General features: G+C 34.0%; 15 protein-coding genes, 3 pseudogenes and 2 riboswitches. Of the genes and pseudogenes, 16 read left to right on the top strand and 2 right to left on the bottom strand.

From position 1 onward, the window contains the following. The first annotated feature begins 297 nt into the window (after positions 1–297). A riboswitch (FMN riboswitch) is annotated at positions 298–423 on the top strand. A 195-nt stretch (positions 424–618) separates the two neighbouring features. Then, a riboswitch (FMN riboswitch) is annotated at positions 619–744 on the top strand. 199 nt (positions 745–943) lie between these two features. The 7 genes and pseudogenes from ribE (at position 944) to ACZ11_RS13045 (ending at position 8,612) form a co-directional block, all read left to right on the top strand. Next, positions 944–1,582: a riboflavin synthase gene (gene ribE / locus ACZ11_RS13075; protein WP_049666693.1), complete on the top strand. Its 639-nt coding sequence runs from the start codon at positions 944–946 to the stop codon at positions 1,580–1,582. Positions 1,583–1,608: 26 nt separating this feature from the next. Further along, positions 1,609–2,211: pseudogene (gene ribB / locus ACZ11_RS13070) on the top strand (3,4-dihydroxy-2-butanone-4-phosphate synthase); the annotation flags it as partial. Between the two features lie 210 nt (positions 2,212–2,421). After that, entirely contained in the window at positions 2,422–2,889 is a 468-nt protein-coding gene (gene ribH / locus ACZ11_RS13065; protein ID WP_049666692.1) for a 6,7-dimethyl-8-ribityllumazine synthase, read from the top strand. A 168-nt stretch (positions 2,890–3,057) separates the two neighbouring features. After that, positions 3,058–4,527, top strand: coding sequence for a spore germination protein (locus ACZ11_RS13060; RefSeq protein WP_049666690.1), 1,470 nt, complete (start codon positions 3,058–3,060; stop codon positions 4,525–4,527). A gap of 683 nt (positions 4,528–5,210) precedes the next feature. Then, positions 5,211–6,515, top strand: a complete 1,305-nt coding sequence (locus ACZ11_RS13055; RefSeq protein WP_049666688.1) for a sensor histidine kinase — start codon at positions 5,211–5,213, stop codon at positions 6,513–6,515. A gap of 257 nt (positions 6,516–6,772) precedes the next feature. After that, entirely contained in the window at positions 6,773–7,792 is a 1,020-nt protein-coding gene (locus ACZ11_RS13050; protein ID WP_049666687.1) for a S66 family peptidase, read from the top strand. A 253-nt stretch (positions 7,793–8,045) separates the two neighbouring features. Further along, on the top strand, positions 8,046–8,612 hold the full coding sequence (locus ACZ11_RS13045) for a GNAT family N-acetyltransferase (RefSeq protein WP_049666686.1): 567 nt from the start codon (positions 8,046–8,048) through the stop codon (positions 8,610–8,612). A gap of 240 nt (positions 8,613–8,852) precedes the next feature. Here ACZ11_RS13045 and ACZ11_RS13040 read toward each other — a convergent pair whose 3' ends face one another. Next, positions 8,853–10,064 carry an IS110 family RNA-guided transposase gene (locus ACZ11_RS13040; RefSeq protein WP_049664684.1) on the bottom strand — a complete coding sequence of 404 codons (1,212 nt, stop codon included), beginning with the start codon at positions 10,062–10,064 and terminating at the stop codon, positions 8,853–8,855. Positions 10,065–10,410: 346 nt separating this feature from the next. Here ACZ11_RS13040 and ACZ11_RS13035 point away from each other — a divergent pair, with 346 nt between their 5' ends. Continuing rightward, entirely contained in the window at positions 10,411–10,680 is a 270-nt protein-coding gene (locus ACZ11_RS13035; protein WP_236690849.1) for a hypothetical protein, read from the top strand. Between the two features lie 276 nt (positions 10,681–10,956). Here ACZ11_RS13035 and ACZ11_RS27030 read toward each other — a convergent pair. Then, positions 10,957–11,138: pseudogene (locus ACZ11_RS27030) on the bottom strand (IS5/IS1182 family transposase); the annotation flags it as partial. A gap of 641 nt (positions 11,139–11,779) precedes the next feature. Here ACZ11_RS27030 and ACZ11_RS26625 point away from each other — a divergent pair. From ACZ11_RS26625 to ACZ11_RS12995, 8 genes and pseudogenes are all read left to right on the top strand, one after another. Next, positions 11,780–11,950 carry a hypothetical protein gene (locus tag ACZ11_RS26625; RefSeq protein ID WP_169776067.1) on the top strand — a complete coding sequence of 57 codons (171 nt, stop codon included), beginning with the start codon at positions 11,780–11,782 and terminating at the stop codon, positions 11,948–11,950. A gap of 142 nt (positions 11,951–12,092) precedes the next feature. Beyond that, positions 12,093–12,782: an aspartate/glutamate racemase family protein gene (locus tag ACZ11_RS13030; RefSeq protein ID WP_049666684.1), complete on the top strand. Its 690-nt coding sequence runs from the start codon at positions 12,093–12,095 to the stop codon at positions 12,780–12,782. Positions 12,783–13,050: 268 nt separating this feature from the next. After that, a pseudogene (locus ACZ11_RS13025) lies at positions 13,051–13,311 on the top strand (transposase); the annotation flags it as partial. A 145-nt stretch (positions 13,312–13,456) separates the two neighbouring features. Then, positions 13,457–13,720, top strand: a complete 264-nt coding sequence (locus tag ACZ11_RS26620) for a hypothetical protein (protein ID WP_049666681.1) — start codon at positions 13,457–13,459, stop codon at positions 13,718–13,720. A gap of 82 nt (positions 13,721–13,802) precedes the next feature. Next, positions 13,803–14,489, top strand: coding sequence for a response regulator transcription factor (locus ACZ11_RS13015; RefSeq protein ID WP_049666679.1), 687 nt, complete (start codon positions 13,803–13,805; stop codon positions 14,487–14,489). Next, positions 14,486–15,562 carry a HAMP domain-containing sensor histidine kinase gene (locus ACZ11_RS13010; RefSeq protein ID WP_049666677.1) on the top strand — a complete coding sequence of 359 codons (1,077 nt, stop codon included), beginning with the start codon at positions 14,486–14,488 and terminating at the stop codon, positions 15,560–15,562. The genes ACZ11_RS13015 and ACZ11_RS13010 overlap by 4 nt, the downstream gene beginning before the upstream one ends. A gap of 254 nt (positions 15,563–15,816) precedes the next feature. Beyond that, complete coding sequence (locus tag ACZ11_RS13000; protein ID WP_049666673.1) at positions 15,817–16,578, top strand: ABC transporter ATP-binding protein; 762 nt, start codon at positions 15,817–15,819, stop codon at positions 16,576–16,578. 16 nt (positions 16,579–16,594) lie between these two features. Continuing rightward, a complete protein-coding gene (locus tag ACZ11_RS12995; RefSeq protein WP_049666671.1) occupies positions 16,595–18,427 on the top strand; it encodes an FtsX-like permease family protein in 1,833 nt (610 codons plus the stop codon). Positions 18,428–18,451 lie beyond the last annotated feature (24 nt).

Below are 18,451 nucleotides of genomic sequence, written 5' to 3'. Positions count from 1 at the left end.
AACGTAAGTGAAACGGCAGTTACAGAAGTCTCCCACCTCTATAGGTGGGAGAGATGAATGCGGATATAAGCTACTTCCGACGCAATTATGCCGAGGCATAATTGATTTGTCTTTTGAGCAGTCACGCCTTTGGTTTTTATTAATGACCAAAGGTGGTGGCTGTTTTTATGTAGCGAATGTACGAACGCAACGACAGAACAAACTTGCAAATGTGAAATTAATTAGAGTGAAAATTTTATAAACAATTATCTGGATAATATTATAAAATAGTGTTATCGTAAGAAATAGCTAAATAAAAATATCCTTCAGGGTAGGGTGAAATTCCCAATCGGCGGTGATGAAGTAATTCAAAGTCCGTGAGCGAAAGCTGATTTGGTGCAAATCCAAAACCGACAGTTATAGTCTGGATGGGAGAAGGGTAAAAGTGTGTGCTTTTTAAATTCAATTGAGTTTATAAGGTTTATTTGAGTACGCTTTTTGCAATCTACTTCCCATCGCTTATCTGGGAAGTTTTTTTATTTTCACTCAGTAGGTGTTTGACACACTCTGAAGACAATGCCTCCGGACGTATTTACGCCAAGGCGAAATTGATTTATTTAGCTAACTAATTGAATAGTAGTAGTTCTTCGGGGTAGGGTGAAATTCCCAATCGGCGGTGATGAAGTAATTCAAAGTCCGTGAGCGAAAGCTGATTTGGTGCAAATCCAAAACCGACAGTTATAGTCTGGATGGGAGAAGAACGATGAGATGACAACCTATGGAAAAATTTTGTATCCACGAGGTTTATTTGTTGACGTCTTATTTATATGAACTCCCAAACCCCTTTAATCTAAGGGGTTTTTTGTTTGTACGGAAATTAAATTTTTGATTTCAATGAGGAGGAACAGACAGGTATAACTCCAAAAGCGACGAAACAAATGAATGTAAAAAAGTAGGTGAAAAAATGTTTACAGGTATTGTTGAGGATATTGGTACAGTTAAAACCTTGCAAAGCGATAAACAAAGTATGGAAATAACCGTTGTTTCAAAGAAAATGATAGAGGATGTAAAGCTCGGGGACAGTATAGCGGTCAACGGTGTTTGTTTAACAGTGACACATTTTAATGAACAGGAGCTAACGATGGATGTAATGCCCGAAACAGTGAGAGCAACAAATTTACAGCAGCTTACAGTTGGAGATCCGGTAAATTTAGAGCGCGCTATGTCAGCTAATGGACGCTTCGGTGGTCATTTTGTATCTGGACATGTGGACGGAGTAGGGAAAATATTGCGCAAGCGACCATTAGCAAACGCAGTCTATATTGATATTGAACTATCAAAGGAATTGACGAGCTACTGTATTCCAAAGGGCTCCATCACAATTGACGGAACGAGCTTAACACTTTTTCATGTCGAGGAAAACGGTGTCACAGTATCACTGATACCCCATACTTACAAAGAAACAATTTTAGGTATGAAGAAAATTGGTGCTCTCGTTAATGTAGAAACCGATTTAGTTGGAAAATACATTTTGCATCAACTTAAGTCTAGACAGGAATCGCCGACCATTTCAAGAGACTTTTTAGCTCAAAATGGATTTTAACCAACATATAACAGGAGGTGGCGAAATTGCTACATTCAATTGAAGAAGCAATAGAGGATTTAAAACAAGGAAAGATGATTGTTGTAGTAGATGATGAGGAACGAGAAAACGAAGGGGATTTATTAGCACTTGGGGAATTTATTACCCCTGAAACGATTAACTTTATGGCGACCTATGGAAGAGGGCTGATTTGTACTCCGATTTCACAGCAGCTTGCACAAAAGTTAGCATTAAAGCCTATGGTTAGTGTTAATACAGATAATCATCAAACGGCATTTACCGTTAGTATAGATCATGTAGACACAACAACTGGAATTAGCGCCTTTGAACGAGCAATGACTATACAAAAAATGTTAGAGCCACAGGCAAAAGCTGCAGATTTTCGTAGACCAGGCCATATATTCCCGTTAATAGCAAAGGAAAATGGTGTATTAGAGCGTAGGGGACATACTGAAGCTACAATTGATTTGGCTAAGCTTTGTAATAGTATTCCTGCGGGCGTTATTTGTGAAATTATGGGAGACGATGGAGAAATGCTACGCTTTAATGATCTCGTCAAATATGCAGCACAACATCATTTAAAAATGATTACAATTGAAGCATTGGCAACATATCGTCGTCAACAAAAAGTGGAAGAAAATACAATGACTATATAAAGGATTATCAACAAAAGTTTGGAGTGACATTTGTTAAAACGTACTCTATGTATTAAGTTGATTGGAGTGGAGACTGGGCGTCTCCTTAGGGATTAGCGTCACAGATGAGACCCGCGCCCAGTCGGAACGGAAATCAACCCCACTTTATGATGATTAGACAAAATAAAAGAGGAGAGATTAAAAATGGGAAAAAAATTTGAAGCACAATTAATTGGTACGGATTTAAAAATAGCAGTAGTAGTAGGTCGTTTCAACGAATTTATTACAAGTAAATTATTAGACGGTGCATTAGATGGTTTAAAGCGTCACGGTGTGGATGAGAACTCTATCGATGTAGCGTGGGTTCCAGGAGCATTTGAAGTTCCATTCATCGCGAAACAGTTAGCTGAAACAAAGAAATATGATGCAATTATTGGATTAGGTACGGTAATCCGTGGCTCTACAACACATTATGATTATGTATGTAATGAATCAGCAAAAGGAATTGCAAATGTGTCATTAACTACAAATGTACCTGTTATTTTTGGCATTGTAACTACAGAAAATATTGAACAAGCGATTGAGCGCGCTGGGACTAAATCAGGAAATAAAGGCTATGACTCAGCAATATCTGCTATTGAAATGGCAAATTTACAGAAGATGATTGGATAAATCTTTCCGAATACTAGTATGGAAATTGAATAGGTAAATTATTCCTGGGAAAGCATTTTAATTATAAAAGTATTCTTGAATATATTTTTAAACCATGGGGAAAATATCGGTAAGTGTATTTATGTTATTACAAATAAATGTACTAATTTGGAGTTGGCTCAGTAGGAGATGAGGGATATTTCTTCAACGGAACAAGAATTAAATTTGAAATCTTTGAAGTCATTATTTCGACGCTCTGATGATGTATTATTCCAAGCGTATTTCTTTCAGCAACAAAAAGTACATTTGATAAAATGTGATGCGATGATTGATGAGCATTTACTGCAGACCGTTATTGTGCACCGAGTTCAGTCATTATTTACTGCAACATCAGAGGAAATGTTAGAAGAACATATTCAAACCAATTTACATGTTCCCCATCTTCAGAAAATAACAAGTAAAGATGATGCTATTACAAGAGTTTATAAAGGACATGTTTTACTTTATTTTGAAGATATGAATTTGCTGTATTCAAGCTATATCGCTAAAAAACCGAATCGGGAGCCTAAAGAAACAACCCTTGAATTAATTGTCAAAGGTCCGAGAGATGATTTCATTGAGGATGTTTTTATTAATATTGCTTTAATACGAAAACGATTACCTACTAATTCATTAAGTGTTGAGACATATGAACTTGGTAAACGATCCAAGACAACTGTAGCTCTACTTTATTTTGAAGATGTCGTCAATCCAAGTATTCTTGACAAAATAAAATTACAGTTGCAACGAATTGATACGGATGTTGTATTTAGTGGGGATATGTTGATGGAGAGAATTGAGCAGAGTGCAAAAATTTTTCCTAGACATGATTATACTGGACGCCCTGATTATGCTGTACAAGCTTTAAGTAGAGGACGTATTATCATCATAGTTGATGGAGTATCATATGCAATCATTACCCCAGCTAATTCAATGTTACTATTTAAATCCGGTGAGGATAATGAGTATCCGGTTATTGTAAGTTCTATGGAGCGTATACTACGAATAGTAGCTATCTTAATAAGTGTACTTACACCAGGTTTTTGGCTTGCACTAACAACCCACCATCAAGAACAATTGCCATTCATTCTATTGGCAACAGTTGTTGAATCAAGAATGGGACTCCCATTTCCAACTATTCTTGAAATATTAATGATGCTTTTTATGTTTGAATTATTTCGAGAAGCAAATATACATCTACCCAATGTTATTAGTGGTTCAATAAGTGTTGTCGGGGGATTAATTATTGGAGATGCAGCCATTAAATCAGGTGTTACGAGCCCTTCCATGATTGTAGTTATCGCTACTTCAAGTATTGCAGCTTTTACACTCGTCAATCAATCTATTGCAACAGCAATGAGCATTCTCAGGTTAATCATCATATTTGCATCTGCCTTTTTGGGGTTATTTGGATTCTTTATTGCGGTATTTTTCATACTTCTTTATACTGCAAACTTACGAGTATTAGGTGTTCCGTACTTAAGTATGGGCGCGGATTTAAATTGGCAGGACATTAAAAGATCTTTAGTTCGCTTATCTCCTGCAGGTTATCGTACACGACCTAAATTTTTAAATGTACAGGATGAGACAAGGACATCGAGTAAGAAAAATAATACTTAGAATGAAGAGATCAGGCTTTTATTTAGGCCTGGTCTTTTTTAATCGCATTAGATAAGGAGAGAAAAATAATGTGATCTTATGAAGCATAAATCGTAGAAGCTAAGATGTTTAAATGTCGGATTGATCCAATCAATATATAATAAGGCAGAGGTATGATAAAATGCCGTTTTCCTTTAAAGTTTACTTTCTGGAGAGGGATAATTAAACTAATGTTTGCGATTAGTACATTGTGTCGCTTGAAGAATGAATGTAGAATTTTATTAGTTCCAGACAGACGACTCAAAGAATGGGAAGGATATAGCCCGAACTGTAAGTGTAGTAAATGTAGGGTATATGATAGCCAAAACACGCTTGTGATGATAAAATGAGAACCAATATTCTTATTTAGAGAGACGAAGAATCCTGGATCGAATGCATTTTCCTATTAAAATGGAATGGTACTTTTTAACGTACAGGCAAGCAGATAGCCATTACCTTTCAAACTTAACTAAAACATCTTGCGACTTAAGAATCATAAAAAAATAAGTTTACTATAGTATAATAGAATTGTTGGATATGAATGTTTCCCAAGTAGAAAGTATGACAAATGTCAACTTTGACTAACAATTTTTGTATTTAATGCGAGAGCCAAGCCCAAATTAAATTAAGGCATTATTCATGTCTATAGATGAGGAAGTACCAGTTTGTATAAAACACGAAAATTAAAACTAATTTTATTACTATCAACTATCTTATTAATATCGTTTACAAGTTTAAACATCTTTACATCCTATATAAAAATGAAAAAGACAGTTGAAGAGTCAATAGCGAACCAAAGTCTGGAAGCGGCTAAATCTATTGCATCTTCAATTGATGTAGAGGCGTACAAACAATTTTTAGATGACCCTGAGAAAAACGATTATTATTGGCGATTAAGACACTACTTAAATGATGCAAGAATAAAACTAGGTGCCTTATTTGTTTATACATTAGAGATTGATAATCCAAAGGTATCCAGAGCAATGATTATGGGTTTACCAGCTGAATTTGAAGGCTTTGATATCGGAATGGAATGTACAGTACCCGAGATACAAGTGCAAAGTGCTTATAAAGGAGAAACATATGTAACAGGAGTAATACCAGATCCTGTACACGGCTCCTACTTATCTGTTGGTGCACCAGTCAAAGACGAAGCAGGGGAGAGTATTGCATACATAGGCATTGATATTAGTGCAGACACATTAAATGGCATCAAGGGAAAAGTGATTAAAGACAATCTTTTTATCTTTATTTTTAATGGTGCGTTCATTTTAATCGTTATTGGCTCTGTTTTCTTCTTACAGAGATGGTATCAAAAAGAAGTAACTAAAGAAGTTGGAGCGACAGAAGATACATATCAAGCAGAAATTCAAACTTTAATCACTTCCGTGTCCTCTTTAAGACATGATTTCACTAATCATATACAAGTATTACATGGATTTCTGCAATTGGACAAACCAGATCAGGCCAAACAATATTTATATTCACTATCCAAAGAGGTTCAGGCTATTAGGTCTCTCAAATTAAATATTGATAATCCTGGCTTGTCGATATTATTACAAACGAAAAAACTAACTGCACAAAATCATAATATTGATATGGATTTTTCAGTCTCACACGATGCATTTAATAAAATTAAAACAACGGATTTAATCAAAATCTTGTCGAATTTAATAGATAATGCAATTGATGCGGCAAATGAGTTACCGGAAGAGCAACGTAAAATAAATATTTGCTGTAAAGTAGATGACACCCAATATGAATTTAAGGTTACAAATACTGGACCGAATATTGTAGAAGAAGGGCAGATATTCAAACAAGGATTTTCTACTAAAAAACCGGAAAATGGTAAAATAAGAGGTCAGGGCTTGTTTATTGTGAATGAAATTGTCAATAAATACGACGGCCAAATTTCTATCGATTCATCAAAACATTTAGAGACAACTGCAATAGTAACCATTCCAATATAGTAAATTTTGAAACTTTCTACAGAAAATTTTTATTAAAAGTCAAGTGTTAAAGTACTGCACTTAATAAATCAGAACCTATCTACAATGTGCAACTTTATAATACGTTATTTTTAAGCTGAACTAATTTTGATATTAGTTCAGCTTTTATTTGTGTTTAAAGATATAGTCTGAAAATATTTAATAAAAGTATAGTTTAAGTAGAAGTAATTGTTTGACTAAATTACATTTGGTAAAATAATGTAAAAAGGGGGATGCATATGATTAAATACCCGTTTTTAGAAAGAGATGCAACCATAGGAGTCACGGCACCTTCATCTGGGGTACAAGTTGAGTTACATGATATGTTTAAACAATCATGTGAGCGTCTGAAATCGAAAGGATTTAAAATCATTTGTGGTGATACGGTTTGGACTCAAGAAAAAGCTAAATCCGCACCTGCTGAGAAACGTGCAGATGAGTTTAATGAAATGATGCGTGAAGATAATATAAATATCATTATTCCTCCATGGGGTGGAGAACTGTTAATTGAAATACTTGAAAAAATTGATTTTGAAAATATAAAAAAAAATAAATGGGTATTAGGTTATTCAGATATAAGTGCATTATTATTAGCAATCACATTAAAAACAGGTATAGCTACTGCTCATGGTACAAATCTTGTTGATTTAAGAGGGGAATATTCAGATGACACCACTGCAATGTGGCAGTCTGTATTATCGACAAATATTGGAGAATCTGTCCTTCAACATTCATCAACTAAATATCAAAAAGAATGGCAACACAATTCTCCGTCTTCATGTGTTTTTAATTTAACAGAACCAACCTATTGGAAAACTGTGTCAAATCAAAAAGTTAAGATACAAGGTCGTTTACTTGGTGGATGCATAGACGTAATAAGACATTTGATTGGTACAGCTTACGGTGATGTACAAAACTTTAGAAAACAATATATCAGTGGAGAGCCTGTAATGTGGTATTTAGAAAATTGTGAATTAAACACAACGGATTTAAGAAGGTCATTAGTACAAATGAAGTTAGCTGGCTGGTTTGAACAATGTTCAGGTATTATGTTTGGTCGAAGTGGTGCGAATACGCCTGTAAATAACTACACAGTTGAAGATGTTTATAAAGAACTTTCTGATGAGCTTGGGATACCTATTATTTATGACGTGGATTGCGGTCATGTTCCACCACAAATCACTTTCATAAATGGTGCTTATGCTGAAGTAGAAGTAGAAGAAGGTAAAGGTATTATTTTGCAATACTTTAATCAATAGAAAGATAAATTTTCCTTGTTGAACTAACGGGGAGCGATTGTTCAATTTGAGCAATCGCTTTTTCACTAATGGGGGAGGTTAGTTGAATAAGAGGTATGCCGAGGGCAAGTGTTAAACAAAGTAAACATATTATGGTCACTTTATGCAAATTATCAATAGAACAGTTGGAATATTATGTTAGTGTTGTTATGCAGATATTGTACTAACGAAGACGAAGCAATACAAAAAAGTGAAAAAATGAGGAGTGGTTACTATGACCATAGATACTGATAAATTTCCCATACTTGAGACTAAAAGATTAGTGTTAAGAAAAGTTACAAAAGAAGATGTTAACAGCATTTTGAAATATCTGTCTGATGAAGAAGTAATGAAATATTATGGATTAGAACCTTTTAAATCGATAGACGATGTCTTGGATGAGATTTCATGGTATCAATCATTACAAAACAACAAAACGGGTATTAGATGGGGAATTACTTTAAAAGAGCAAGGAATTGTTATTGGCAGTTGTGGTTTTCATAACAAAGTCTCTCATCATTTCCGTACTGAAATTGGCTTTGAATTGAGTAAAGAGCAGTGGGGAAAAGGTATAGCACACGAGGCAGTTGAAGCTATAATAAGTTACGGATATGAACATATGAATTTTCAAAGGATAGAAGCATTAATCGAGCCACCTAATATCCCATCACAAAAGTTAGTAGAAAAATTAGGTTTTATCAGAGAAGGGTTATTAAGGAATTATGAGTTTACACGTGGTAAATTTGATGATTTATATATGTATTCTTTGTTGAAGCAAGACTTTGATAAAATTAAGAAATAGTTAGACAAGAAATTATTTTTAATGTCAGATTGTGAAGATTTCTACTTAAAGTAACGGGGTGCTTTACTTGAAGATCATTGAGTTGCATTGGCAGCTCTTTTCTTACGATTAGTCAAGTATCTATAATAACTTTCTTAACTCTCTGATATTATTTTGATAAATTGGACCATGCCGAATAAGCCTAGTGATTTTTCGATTTTTCATAAGGCTTTAGTATGTTAAACTGATGCTACGACTGTACTAGGGAGCCAACCTGTAGTCGTAGTTTTGATTATGTGTGACAAGAAAGAAGATCGTTTTCAATAACTTGTTTACACATGCGATGGAGGCAACCTTATGACATTTGTTATAGGGTTGCGTTTTTAATTTATCGTAGTACTCAACGATGTGATTTCCACCAAATCGTCGCTGTCTAATCATGTTCTGAACGGTTAGATACATTATTTTACGTAGGTGTTTATTGCCGCGTTTATTAATCTTGTCTTTAGCTATAAACTTCCCGGATTGATACCGCCTAATATCAATACCTGTATAGGCATTCAACTGTCTGTTGTTGTCAAACCTCTGAATGTTCCCAATTTCTGCTATGATTCTGACAGCTGAGTTAGCTCCAATAGCCGGAATACTACGTATTATGCTATACTCTTCAAGCCTTTCGGCTATCGACTCCATTTTACTGATACATTGTTCTTTCTGAAGGAGAAGCTCTTGAAACCGTTTAGCATATACACGAACTTGATCACAAACCACATCTGTTGAAGACGCGGCGGGGTAAGATTGCTTTGCGGCCTCTATTAATTCAACAGCTTTTTCTTCTGCTTTGTTTACTGCCATTCGTTTATTTGTGTTTGCGAGTATTCGATTTTTAATGATTGTTTTTGAATGATTCAAGACTAGATCTGGATGAGGGTATAATTGTACTACGTTTAGGAACAGTTCAGACTTGGTCGTGAAAATATTCTCGAGTTCAGGAAATGTTTCCTGGACGACCTTATGCAATCGACTGCGGGTGACGCTCAATTCATCATCCAATTCGCTGTAGTGTCTCGATAATCGTTTTAACTGACGGTAAACATCATTGGAATCTGTTTCAATCCGTCTTTCGTGCGTAAAGTGTGTGAGTGCCAATTGATGTGCATCACTTCGGTCCGTTTTGTGAATCCGTAAGGAATCACATTGGAGTTTTGCTTCCAAGGGATTTAATAGGCAATAACTATAGTTGTTCTCTTGCATGAAACGTTCCAATGTTCTTGAATAGACTCCTGTAGATTCAAATACGATATGAGGTTGCTCATCATATCCTTCAATTAAGTCATCAATTAACTTTTTAAGGTCCATAAATCCCGGACGATTGTGCGCAATTTCCTTTTCCAACTGACATTTTTTCAGCGCGTTATAGACAACCATATAACTCTTTCCCATACTAATATCAAAGGCGATGACATGTTTCATGTTCTCCCTCCCTATGTGTTTTGAAGTCTTCACATTAGCCTTATTGATTCCCATTTCTTATACACGATCTCAAAGGATCCAACATACTTAAACCTGATTCAAATAAGGTTGTGAAGTAGGTCAGTTTTTTTTACGGATTCAAGATCCAAAGAGCTGCCCGACCTATTCTTCACCTCTACTATATAAAAAAATAGTAGTACGAACCAATGCCTTGGTCTGCACTACTAATCTTAGTATGTTTTTCTTATTGGACTAACTGGGCGGTTTAGTTGAAGAAGGGAAAAAGTGAAATGTTATTTTTTGTTAAATGATACAATGAAATTATTACTTATAAAGGGGTCGTAAAATGAATAAACATATTATGTCTTTTTCAATTATTTTTTTAGGAATATGTATTCTTTTAGGTTCTTGGTTTATTTCACAGTCTTTGCACTCTAAACAAGAAGATGCAGCAAAAGAAGCGCAATTTAGATATGAGTTAATCTCAGCAAATGAAAGTAATCTTATTATATTTGATAAGAAAAGTGGCGAGTATTGGCAGAAGTTTATAGATTCTAATGCTGGACCGACTGATTGGGAGAAACAAACATCACCAATTTTTAAATCATCAAAATAAATCAGATATTATTAACTACTTCAAATAACGGAGTGCGATTGTTCAATTAGAGTAATCGCTTCGTGTACTACAGGAGAAGTAAGGGTTCTAATGGCTAAATTGAAAGTTCTACTTGCGAAATAAAGAGATAAACATGCTAAATTAGCTGCCTGCTTTTCCGTGAAGCAACTCCTCCACTCTTCACTTTGCAAAAAACTATTTTAACTTTCTGTGACATAAAGCATAAAATTTCCATTTGGAAACCTTATGCTTTATTTTATTTTAGGAAACCTTATGCTTGATTTTGAAAACCTTTTGACAGATTGAATCATTACGTAATGGACAGGTTGCACATTCCTTTGGTCTTATGAACTTTAGTGTTCGAATTTTTCATTGAAGCTGTCATAACAATAGCTGTGTTCACGTACACATGTTGGTCTAAAATACTCATCAAATCCAAGATATTCGCCGTCATTGCGGACAGGGGCAGACTTTAGTGAGTCTGGATATAAATGCTTAGAACAGGTACACGAGCAAGGTTTAACAAATATATTAAGTCCTAAAAAAGTGTTGAACAAACTTCTAATACAGTTGATGAAGTTTTCTTTGATGAGACACGTTTAACCAGAGGATTTACAAATAACATCAGAGAAATAAATTTATTATCTGGGCTTCATTTCACAATACGGAAAAGCATTTTCACACGCAAGTACTAATATTGAAACAGAAATATCACCTACCCAACGAACTTGTATTATTAACTTTTCCACCAAAATAACCTTTTAATTTCAGAGTTATTGTTAAGTGTGTTATCGGAACTATCAACTTGTCGAAAAAATAAAGTTTTAATAAAAAATGCCTCTTTAATTAATGTTATGTGCCAAAATAGAAAAGGATTAAACATAATGGATTATTCCCGATCACAAACTGCTTATTGGGTGCGTTGGCACGCACCTTTATCGCAAAAAAAGCGAACCAACGTAACAATTTTTTTTTGTGAATTTAAGAAAGAAAAATAAGTATAAGAGATGAAGTTTGAGACGCATTTCATAATGAAAGATAGTATCGAAGATAGAAAACAGATCAGATAGTTAATTTAAATAGAAAAGAGGAATGCTTTTTGTTTAAAGATGATAAAGGAACAAATAGATTAATGATAATCAGCATGTTTATAGGAATGGGAGTTGGTTCAATCTTTGGTTTACTTATTACTAATCCTGCTTTAGGTATTACACTTGGGAGTGCCATGGGGATTGCGATAGGAATAATTAAAGGAACTAATTTGATATGATTTATTAATAAATTTTATAGGGTACACTAAGTTGGACATAGAAAATAAGATATTGAAATAAAACTGTTTTTATATACAATTGTTATGCTGGGATAAAAGATTTGAAACATTTACACAAATTTAAAAATTACGGGGGAAACTTATGAAGACTATCGGACTAATTGGTGGAATGAGTTGGGAATCATCAGTTGAATATTATCGAATTATAAATGAAGAGGTAAAAAAGAGATTAGGTGGTTTACATTCAGCAAAATGTTTGTTACATAGTGTTGATTTTGCAGAGGTTGAACGTTATCAAGTAAGAGGTGAGTGGGACAAGGCCGGAAAACTTTTAGGTGATGTTGCTCTTTCATTAGAAAAAGGAGGGGCAGAATTTATTATTATTTGTACAAATACTATGCATAAAGTAATTGAATATATTGAAGAAAAATTAAATATACCTATTTTACATATTGCAGAAGCCACAGCAAAACAAATTAAAAAGTCAAACATTAATAAAGTAGGATTATTGGGGACTAAGTTTACTATGGAGCAAGACTTTTATAAATCTCGAATAGAGTCAAATGGTATAAGAGTATTAGTACCAAATTCTTCTGAACGAGACGTAGTACATAAAGTTATTTATGATGAGTTATGTTTAGGAAACATTCAGCAATCATCAAGAGATTATTACAAAAAGGTTATTAAGAGTTTAGTTGATGAAGGTGCTGAAGGAATAATATTAGGTTGTACAGAAATTGGACTATTAGTAAAACAAGAGGATTCAGAAGTTCCTTTATTTGATACAACTGTAATACATGCTATTGAATCAGTAAATACGGCGCTAGATTAATCAATAATCATGATTATACCCCTTCTTTCAGGGTATACTTCTTTTGAATTAACGTGGGTGCAGGTTCAATATTGTGTTTTGGGAAGAAATTATTAAAGGTGTGAAAAACACCTTCTATCATTAAGGAATTATGAATTGTTTTTTTGTAATATTATCTAGTTAAATTTTGGGAAGTATATTGGAAAATCCCCCTCTTGTTTCTATAGAATGAAATAAGAGGGAGACTCTTTTTTTATTTGATGGATATTGGAATGGCAACAAAAAATAGTACATCTTAGAAGAATTGAAAACAAAATATTGTTTAGACAATGGAAGAAATGTGATTCCTCCGATTCGAATGTTTAAGTACTTATTGTTAAAAGCCACTTTTAATGTATCTGATTTAGACCTTGTCGAACGTTCAAAATATGACATGCCTTTCAAGTATTTTTTAGGTATGGCGCCAGAAGATGACGTGATTGATTCAAGCCCACTCACAAAATTCCGCAGACTTCGTCTTCAAGACGTAAGTTTATTAGATATGCTCATTGGCTAATAGTGAACATTTCAGGAGTGCCATATTTTCTTATGACAAAATGCTGTAGAAAGCTTAAGAATTTTAAGAACTTTTGCCCCTTTTTCTTAAAGTTTGGACTCTATTATGATTATGAATTCAAACCAGTGGGTGATTAGGTATGAAAACAATTCGCTTTCTTATTTCTGTATATAATGCACTAAAAATCAGTTGGTGTGGAGACAAAATGATTGAAGGAATTGATTTGAAGAAAGTAAATTACATTGTCAAATATGGACTGAGTACAGGTGTATTCATAGAAAAATTAATTAAAAGAAGAGGGAACTTATTAATTGTATATGGATCAACAGTAAATATTGAACAATATATTAGGGGAACGATATTACTTATATCTATTATGTTATTTCTTGTCTTCCGTTTGTAAGTTTACAATAAGGAGAAGATAGAAATGTCTCACCTGCTTATGTCTTTAGTTGGTCAATACAAGAAAAATGTGGAGGAATCATATGGAGTCAAAAATTCTTATTGTTGATGATGATAGAGAGATTAGAAATCTTATCTCTGTTTATTTGGAAAATGAAGGGCTGAAAACTCAAAAGACAGGAGATGCTTTGGAAGCTTTACAACTGTTAGAAGAAGAGGAGTTTGATCTGATTATTTTAGATATTATGATGCCTAATATGAATGGTATTGAAGCGTGTATGAAGATTAGGGAAGACCGTAATATGCCTATCATTATGCTATCTGCAAAATCTGAGGATATAGACAAAATTCAGGGTCTAGCCTCTGGTGCAGACGATTATTTATCAAAACCGTTTAATCCATTGGAATTAATCGCTAGGGTAAAATCCCAATTAAGAAGGTTTAAAAAATACAATACGTCAATAAATCATAATAAAAGCATCCTAGAAATTGGTGATTTAACTGTGAATACTGATACACGTCAAGTATGGGTAAGGGGAAAGGAAACAAGGCTAACTACAAAAGAGTTTGACATACTCGAACTACTTGCCGGTAACAAAGGGATTGTCCTGAGTGTTGAAAAAATATATGAATCCGTTTGGAAAGAGGTTTTTTATAAATCGGATAATACCGTCATGGTGCATATTACGAAAATAAGAGACAAAATTGAAGAGGATTCTAAACATCCCATTTATATTAAAACTGTTTGGGGATTTGGGTATAAAATATGAAGAATGTTAGTTTTAGAAATAAGATAATTATAAAACTTCTTGGTGCTGTTGCAGTAAGTTTTTTTATCTCGTTTGGTTTTACCATCCTCACTTTTCTATTCATTTTAGATCCATTATTTAGAAAATACGACCATTGGGGTTTGTTTGAATTCAATGTGGCAATGTTGTTCATATTCGCGTTCGCAATCTTTACCTTTATAATACTTTTTTTGATATTGGTTCGAAAGAAAATAGTATATTTGAAGCTCATTTCTGATAATGTGAATGATATTGCCAATGGAAAACTAGGTCTGACAATTGGGATTAAGGGGAAGGACGAATTGACCCAACTTGCTCAAAATATCAACTATATGTCTAAGGAATTGGAAAATACATTTGAACAGGAAAGACGATTAGAACGTACAAAAAATGAACTCATAACGAACGTATCTCATGACTTACGCACACCGTTGACATCTATTATTGGCTATTTAGATTTATTAAAAAGAGGGCAATACGACAGTAAAACACAATTACAGGAATACCTCGAAACCACTTATTTAAAATCAAAGAGATTGAAATATTTAATTGATGAATTGTTTGAATATACCCGTTTATCAGGCAGCGATGCTAATTTAAACTATAATGAAGTCGATTTATCAGGTTTGTTGGAGCAAATAGTTGGAGAATACATTCCTATATTTGAAAAGGAAAGTTTAATCGTTCAAAAATCAATCACGCAAGAAACAATACCTATCTTCATAGATGTAGAAAAAATGGTACGTGTTTATGAAAATCTTTTTATGAATGCGATAAAGTACAGCATGAAACCATCCGAATTATCTATATGTCTTGAACTAATAGGTAACAAGGCAATTTTGAAAGTATCAAATAAAGTCGAGAAGCTGTCTGTTAGCGACCCTAATAAATTGTTTGAAAGATTTTTTAGGGGTGATAAGGCAAGAAAAAATGATCAAGGAAATGGACTGGGGCTTGCTATCTCAAAAAGAATCGTTGAACTTCATAATGGTAATATACATGCAGAGTATAAAGATGGCTGGATGTCCTTTATTGTTGAACATCCAATCAAATAGAATGGCTTATGGAATTACAGGTTCCATAAGCTTTTTTTATAAAATGTTAAGAATTCTTAAGGTTTTTAGGGGGTATTTTTTAATTTTCATAGTTTACCATTTATATATTGAAAGCGATGAGGTGAGTGAAGAAGATAAAGAAGAAAGTTTTCATTGTAACTTTAAGGTGGATGCAACATGAAAATTTTATTAAAAGCAAATAAGAATAGTAGCTTATTTTAAAGAAATGAAAAAACAAACGTAGGAGGATATATATGATAAAACCAGTTGTAGATGTAAAAAACATTCAAAAATTGTACGGTAAAAAAGGTGAGAATCAATCACACGCGTTAAAAGGTGTATCATTCTCAATTCAAGAGGGGGAGTTTGTCGGCATTATGGGGCCATCTGGTTCTGGTAAAACAACATTATTAAATGTAATTTCAACGTTAGATAAAGCGACAGACGGCGTTGTTGAAATTGCAGGAACGGATATTACGAAAATGAAGCAAGGTGAGCTTTCAGATTTCCGTTCACAAAAGTTAGGGTTCATTTTCCAAGACTTTAATTTATTAGAGAATTTATCTATCTATGAGAACATTGCACTTCCACTTTCACTTCAAGGTGTTTCATCACGTAATATTGGGCCGAAAGTAGAAAAGGTAGCTGATATGTTAGGAATATCAGCAATACTTCAAAAGTATCCATCTGAAGTATCTGGTGGACAGAAACAGCGTTCGGCCGCAGCACGTGCGTTAGTACATGAGCCAGCAATTATTTTAGGGGACGAGCCAACAGGAGCGCTTGATTCTAAAAATGCAGCAAGTTTACTGGATGCGATGACAAACTTAAATAAAGAACAAGGTGTATCTATCATGATGGTTACGCATGATCCGTACTGTGCAAGTTACTGTCAGCGTATTTTATTCATTCAAGATGGTGAGCTATATAAAGAAATTCATCGCGGTGGTACACGTGATGAGTTTTATAAAAAAATTTTAGACGTGCTTGCAGACTTAGGCACACAAAAAGCGTAAGAAAGAAGGCTCATGTATGTTATTTAAACTTTCCATGTCAGGACTAAAAAGTAAGTTACAAGACTATATTGTCTTACTTGTTGGTCTTATCGTATCTATTTCTACTTTTTATATGTTTCAAACGCTATCATTAAATAAAACGTTCCTTGAATCCAACTCTACTATTCGGGATATTGTATCTATATTCCACATTGGTTCCTTTCTGTTAGCGATTATAACATTTTTCTACATTTTATATGCAAACTCTTTCTTAGTATCTCTTCGCCAAAAAGAGTTTGGTATGTATATGATGTTAGGAGCCAAAAAGCATAAAGTTACACTACTTATGTTTATTGAAACGATCGTATTAGGCGCAGCGTCTCTTGCGATTGGAATTACAGTTGGTGTAGGACTTGCAGAATGTATCGGACAGTTACTAATGAAACAATTGGAATTTCCTGGTGAGGGTTATCAAGCATTCTATATTCCATCTATAACTGTTACGTGCATCTTCTTCTTTGCACTATTTGTACTATCAGCAATTATGAGTAGTATTAAATTAGTACGTTTTTCCGTATTACAGCTTGTACATGCAGATACACAAACAGAACGTGTTGCGGTAAAAGGGAAAATGACAGTTGTAGTTGCATTCCTTGGTTTAATTTTGTTAGGTATTGGTTATGCATCACTGATCTATATTCCACATGCGGGAATGGCTGCTGTTGGATTAATGGGTCTTGGATTGACCACAGCAACCTTTGGTACTTACCTTTTATTTGGATCACTTCTCCCAGTTATGATTAACAAGTTAAAGAGTAATAAAAAACGTAGTGAAAAAGGCCTGAATGCTTTTACTTTTGCACAATTAAATTTCCGTATGAATAGCCTAGCAAATGTGCTTGCCACGGTAGCAATGTTAGTGGCCCTTGGTGCTGGTGGGATTTCTAGTGGTATGGCATTTAAAAACAACGTAATAAAAGTGGTTAATGGTAGTGAAATTTACGATTCAGTCGTTCATAATCCAACAGCTGAAGAAAAGAAAATTTTGAATACTATCTTATTTACAGAGAAGCTTGAATATCATTACAAAATAGATGGTCAGTCTATTTACTATTTAAAAGAGGAGTTAGAGAAAAATCGCCCTTTAGTAGCGAAAAATAGAAATGAGAGAGAAGAGTATGGGAAAACAAAGAGAGTTTCAGAAGAGCTGCCAATTGGTGCAAACGTGAAGAAGTCACCGCAACAATGGGGTGAAGCTTTCCAAATAATCCAGCCATATTATATGTATCCTGATCATGAAATAAAAATTGTAGATAAAAACATGTACCATAGTATAAAGGGTCGAGAAAATACTGTGTTTATTGGGAAAACAGATGATTTTAAATCATACTTAAAAGAATGGAAACAACTTGACGAATTGCAATTAGCTAAATATACAAGTATGAAACCTGAAGAACTGAAGAGTAAATATGAAATGTATGATTCTTTTCATGGCATGTTCAGTGGATTGATGTTCATGGGCTTCTTCGTCGGAATTGCGTACTTAGCGATGATGGCAAGTTGCCTTATGTTTAAAGTTTTGTCTGGTGCATCCAAAGATTGTACACGTTATCAAATGCTTCGTAAAATCGGTGTTCGCCGAGAGTTATTAACACAATCAATTTATAAGGAGTTATTCTTCGTGTTCTTAGTCCCAGCAATTTTTGGCATTGTTCATGTATTAGTTGGTATGAACATGTTCGGAGCCATTTTGATTGATCCATATTTTCGTATTTGGTTACCAATTGTTATTTTCGTAGTGATTTACTCGATTTATTTCTTCATTACAGTTCAATTGTATAAAAGAATTGTGCTTCCAAAAGAAAATTAATGTAATGATATGGCACTGAGTGTC

Origin of the sequence: Lysinibacillus xylanilyticus (genome assembly GCF_001183605.1) — a bacterium.
Taxonomy (GTDB): Bacteria; Bacillota; Bacilli; order Bacillales_A; family Planococcaceae; genus Lysinibacillus; species Lysinibacillus xylanilyticus.
Note: the sequence above shows the minus strand (reverse complement) of the source record. Positions and strands in the feature narration are given on the sequence as shown.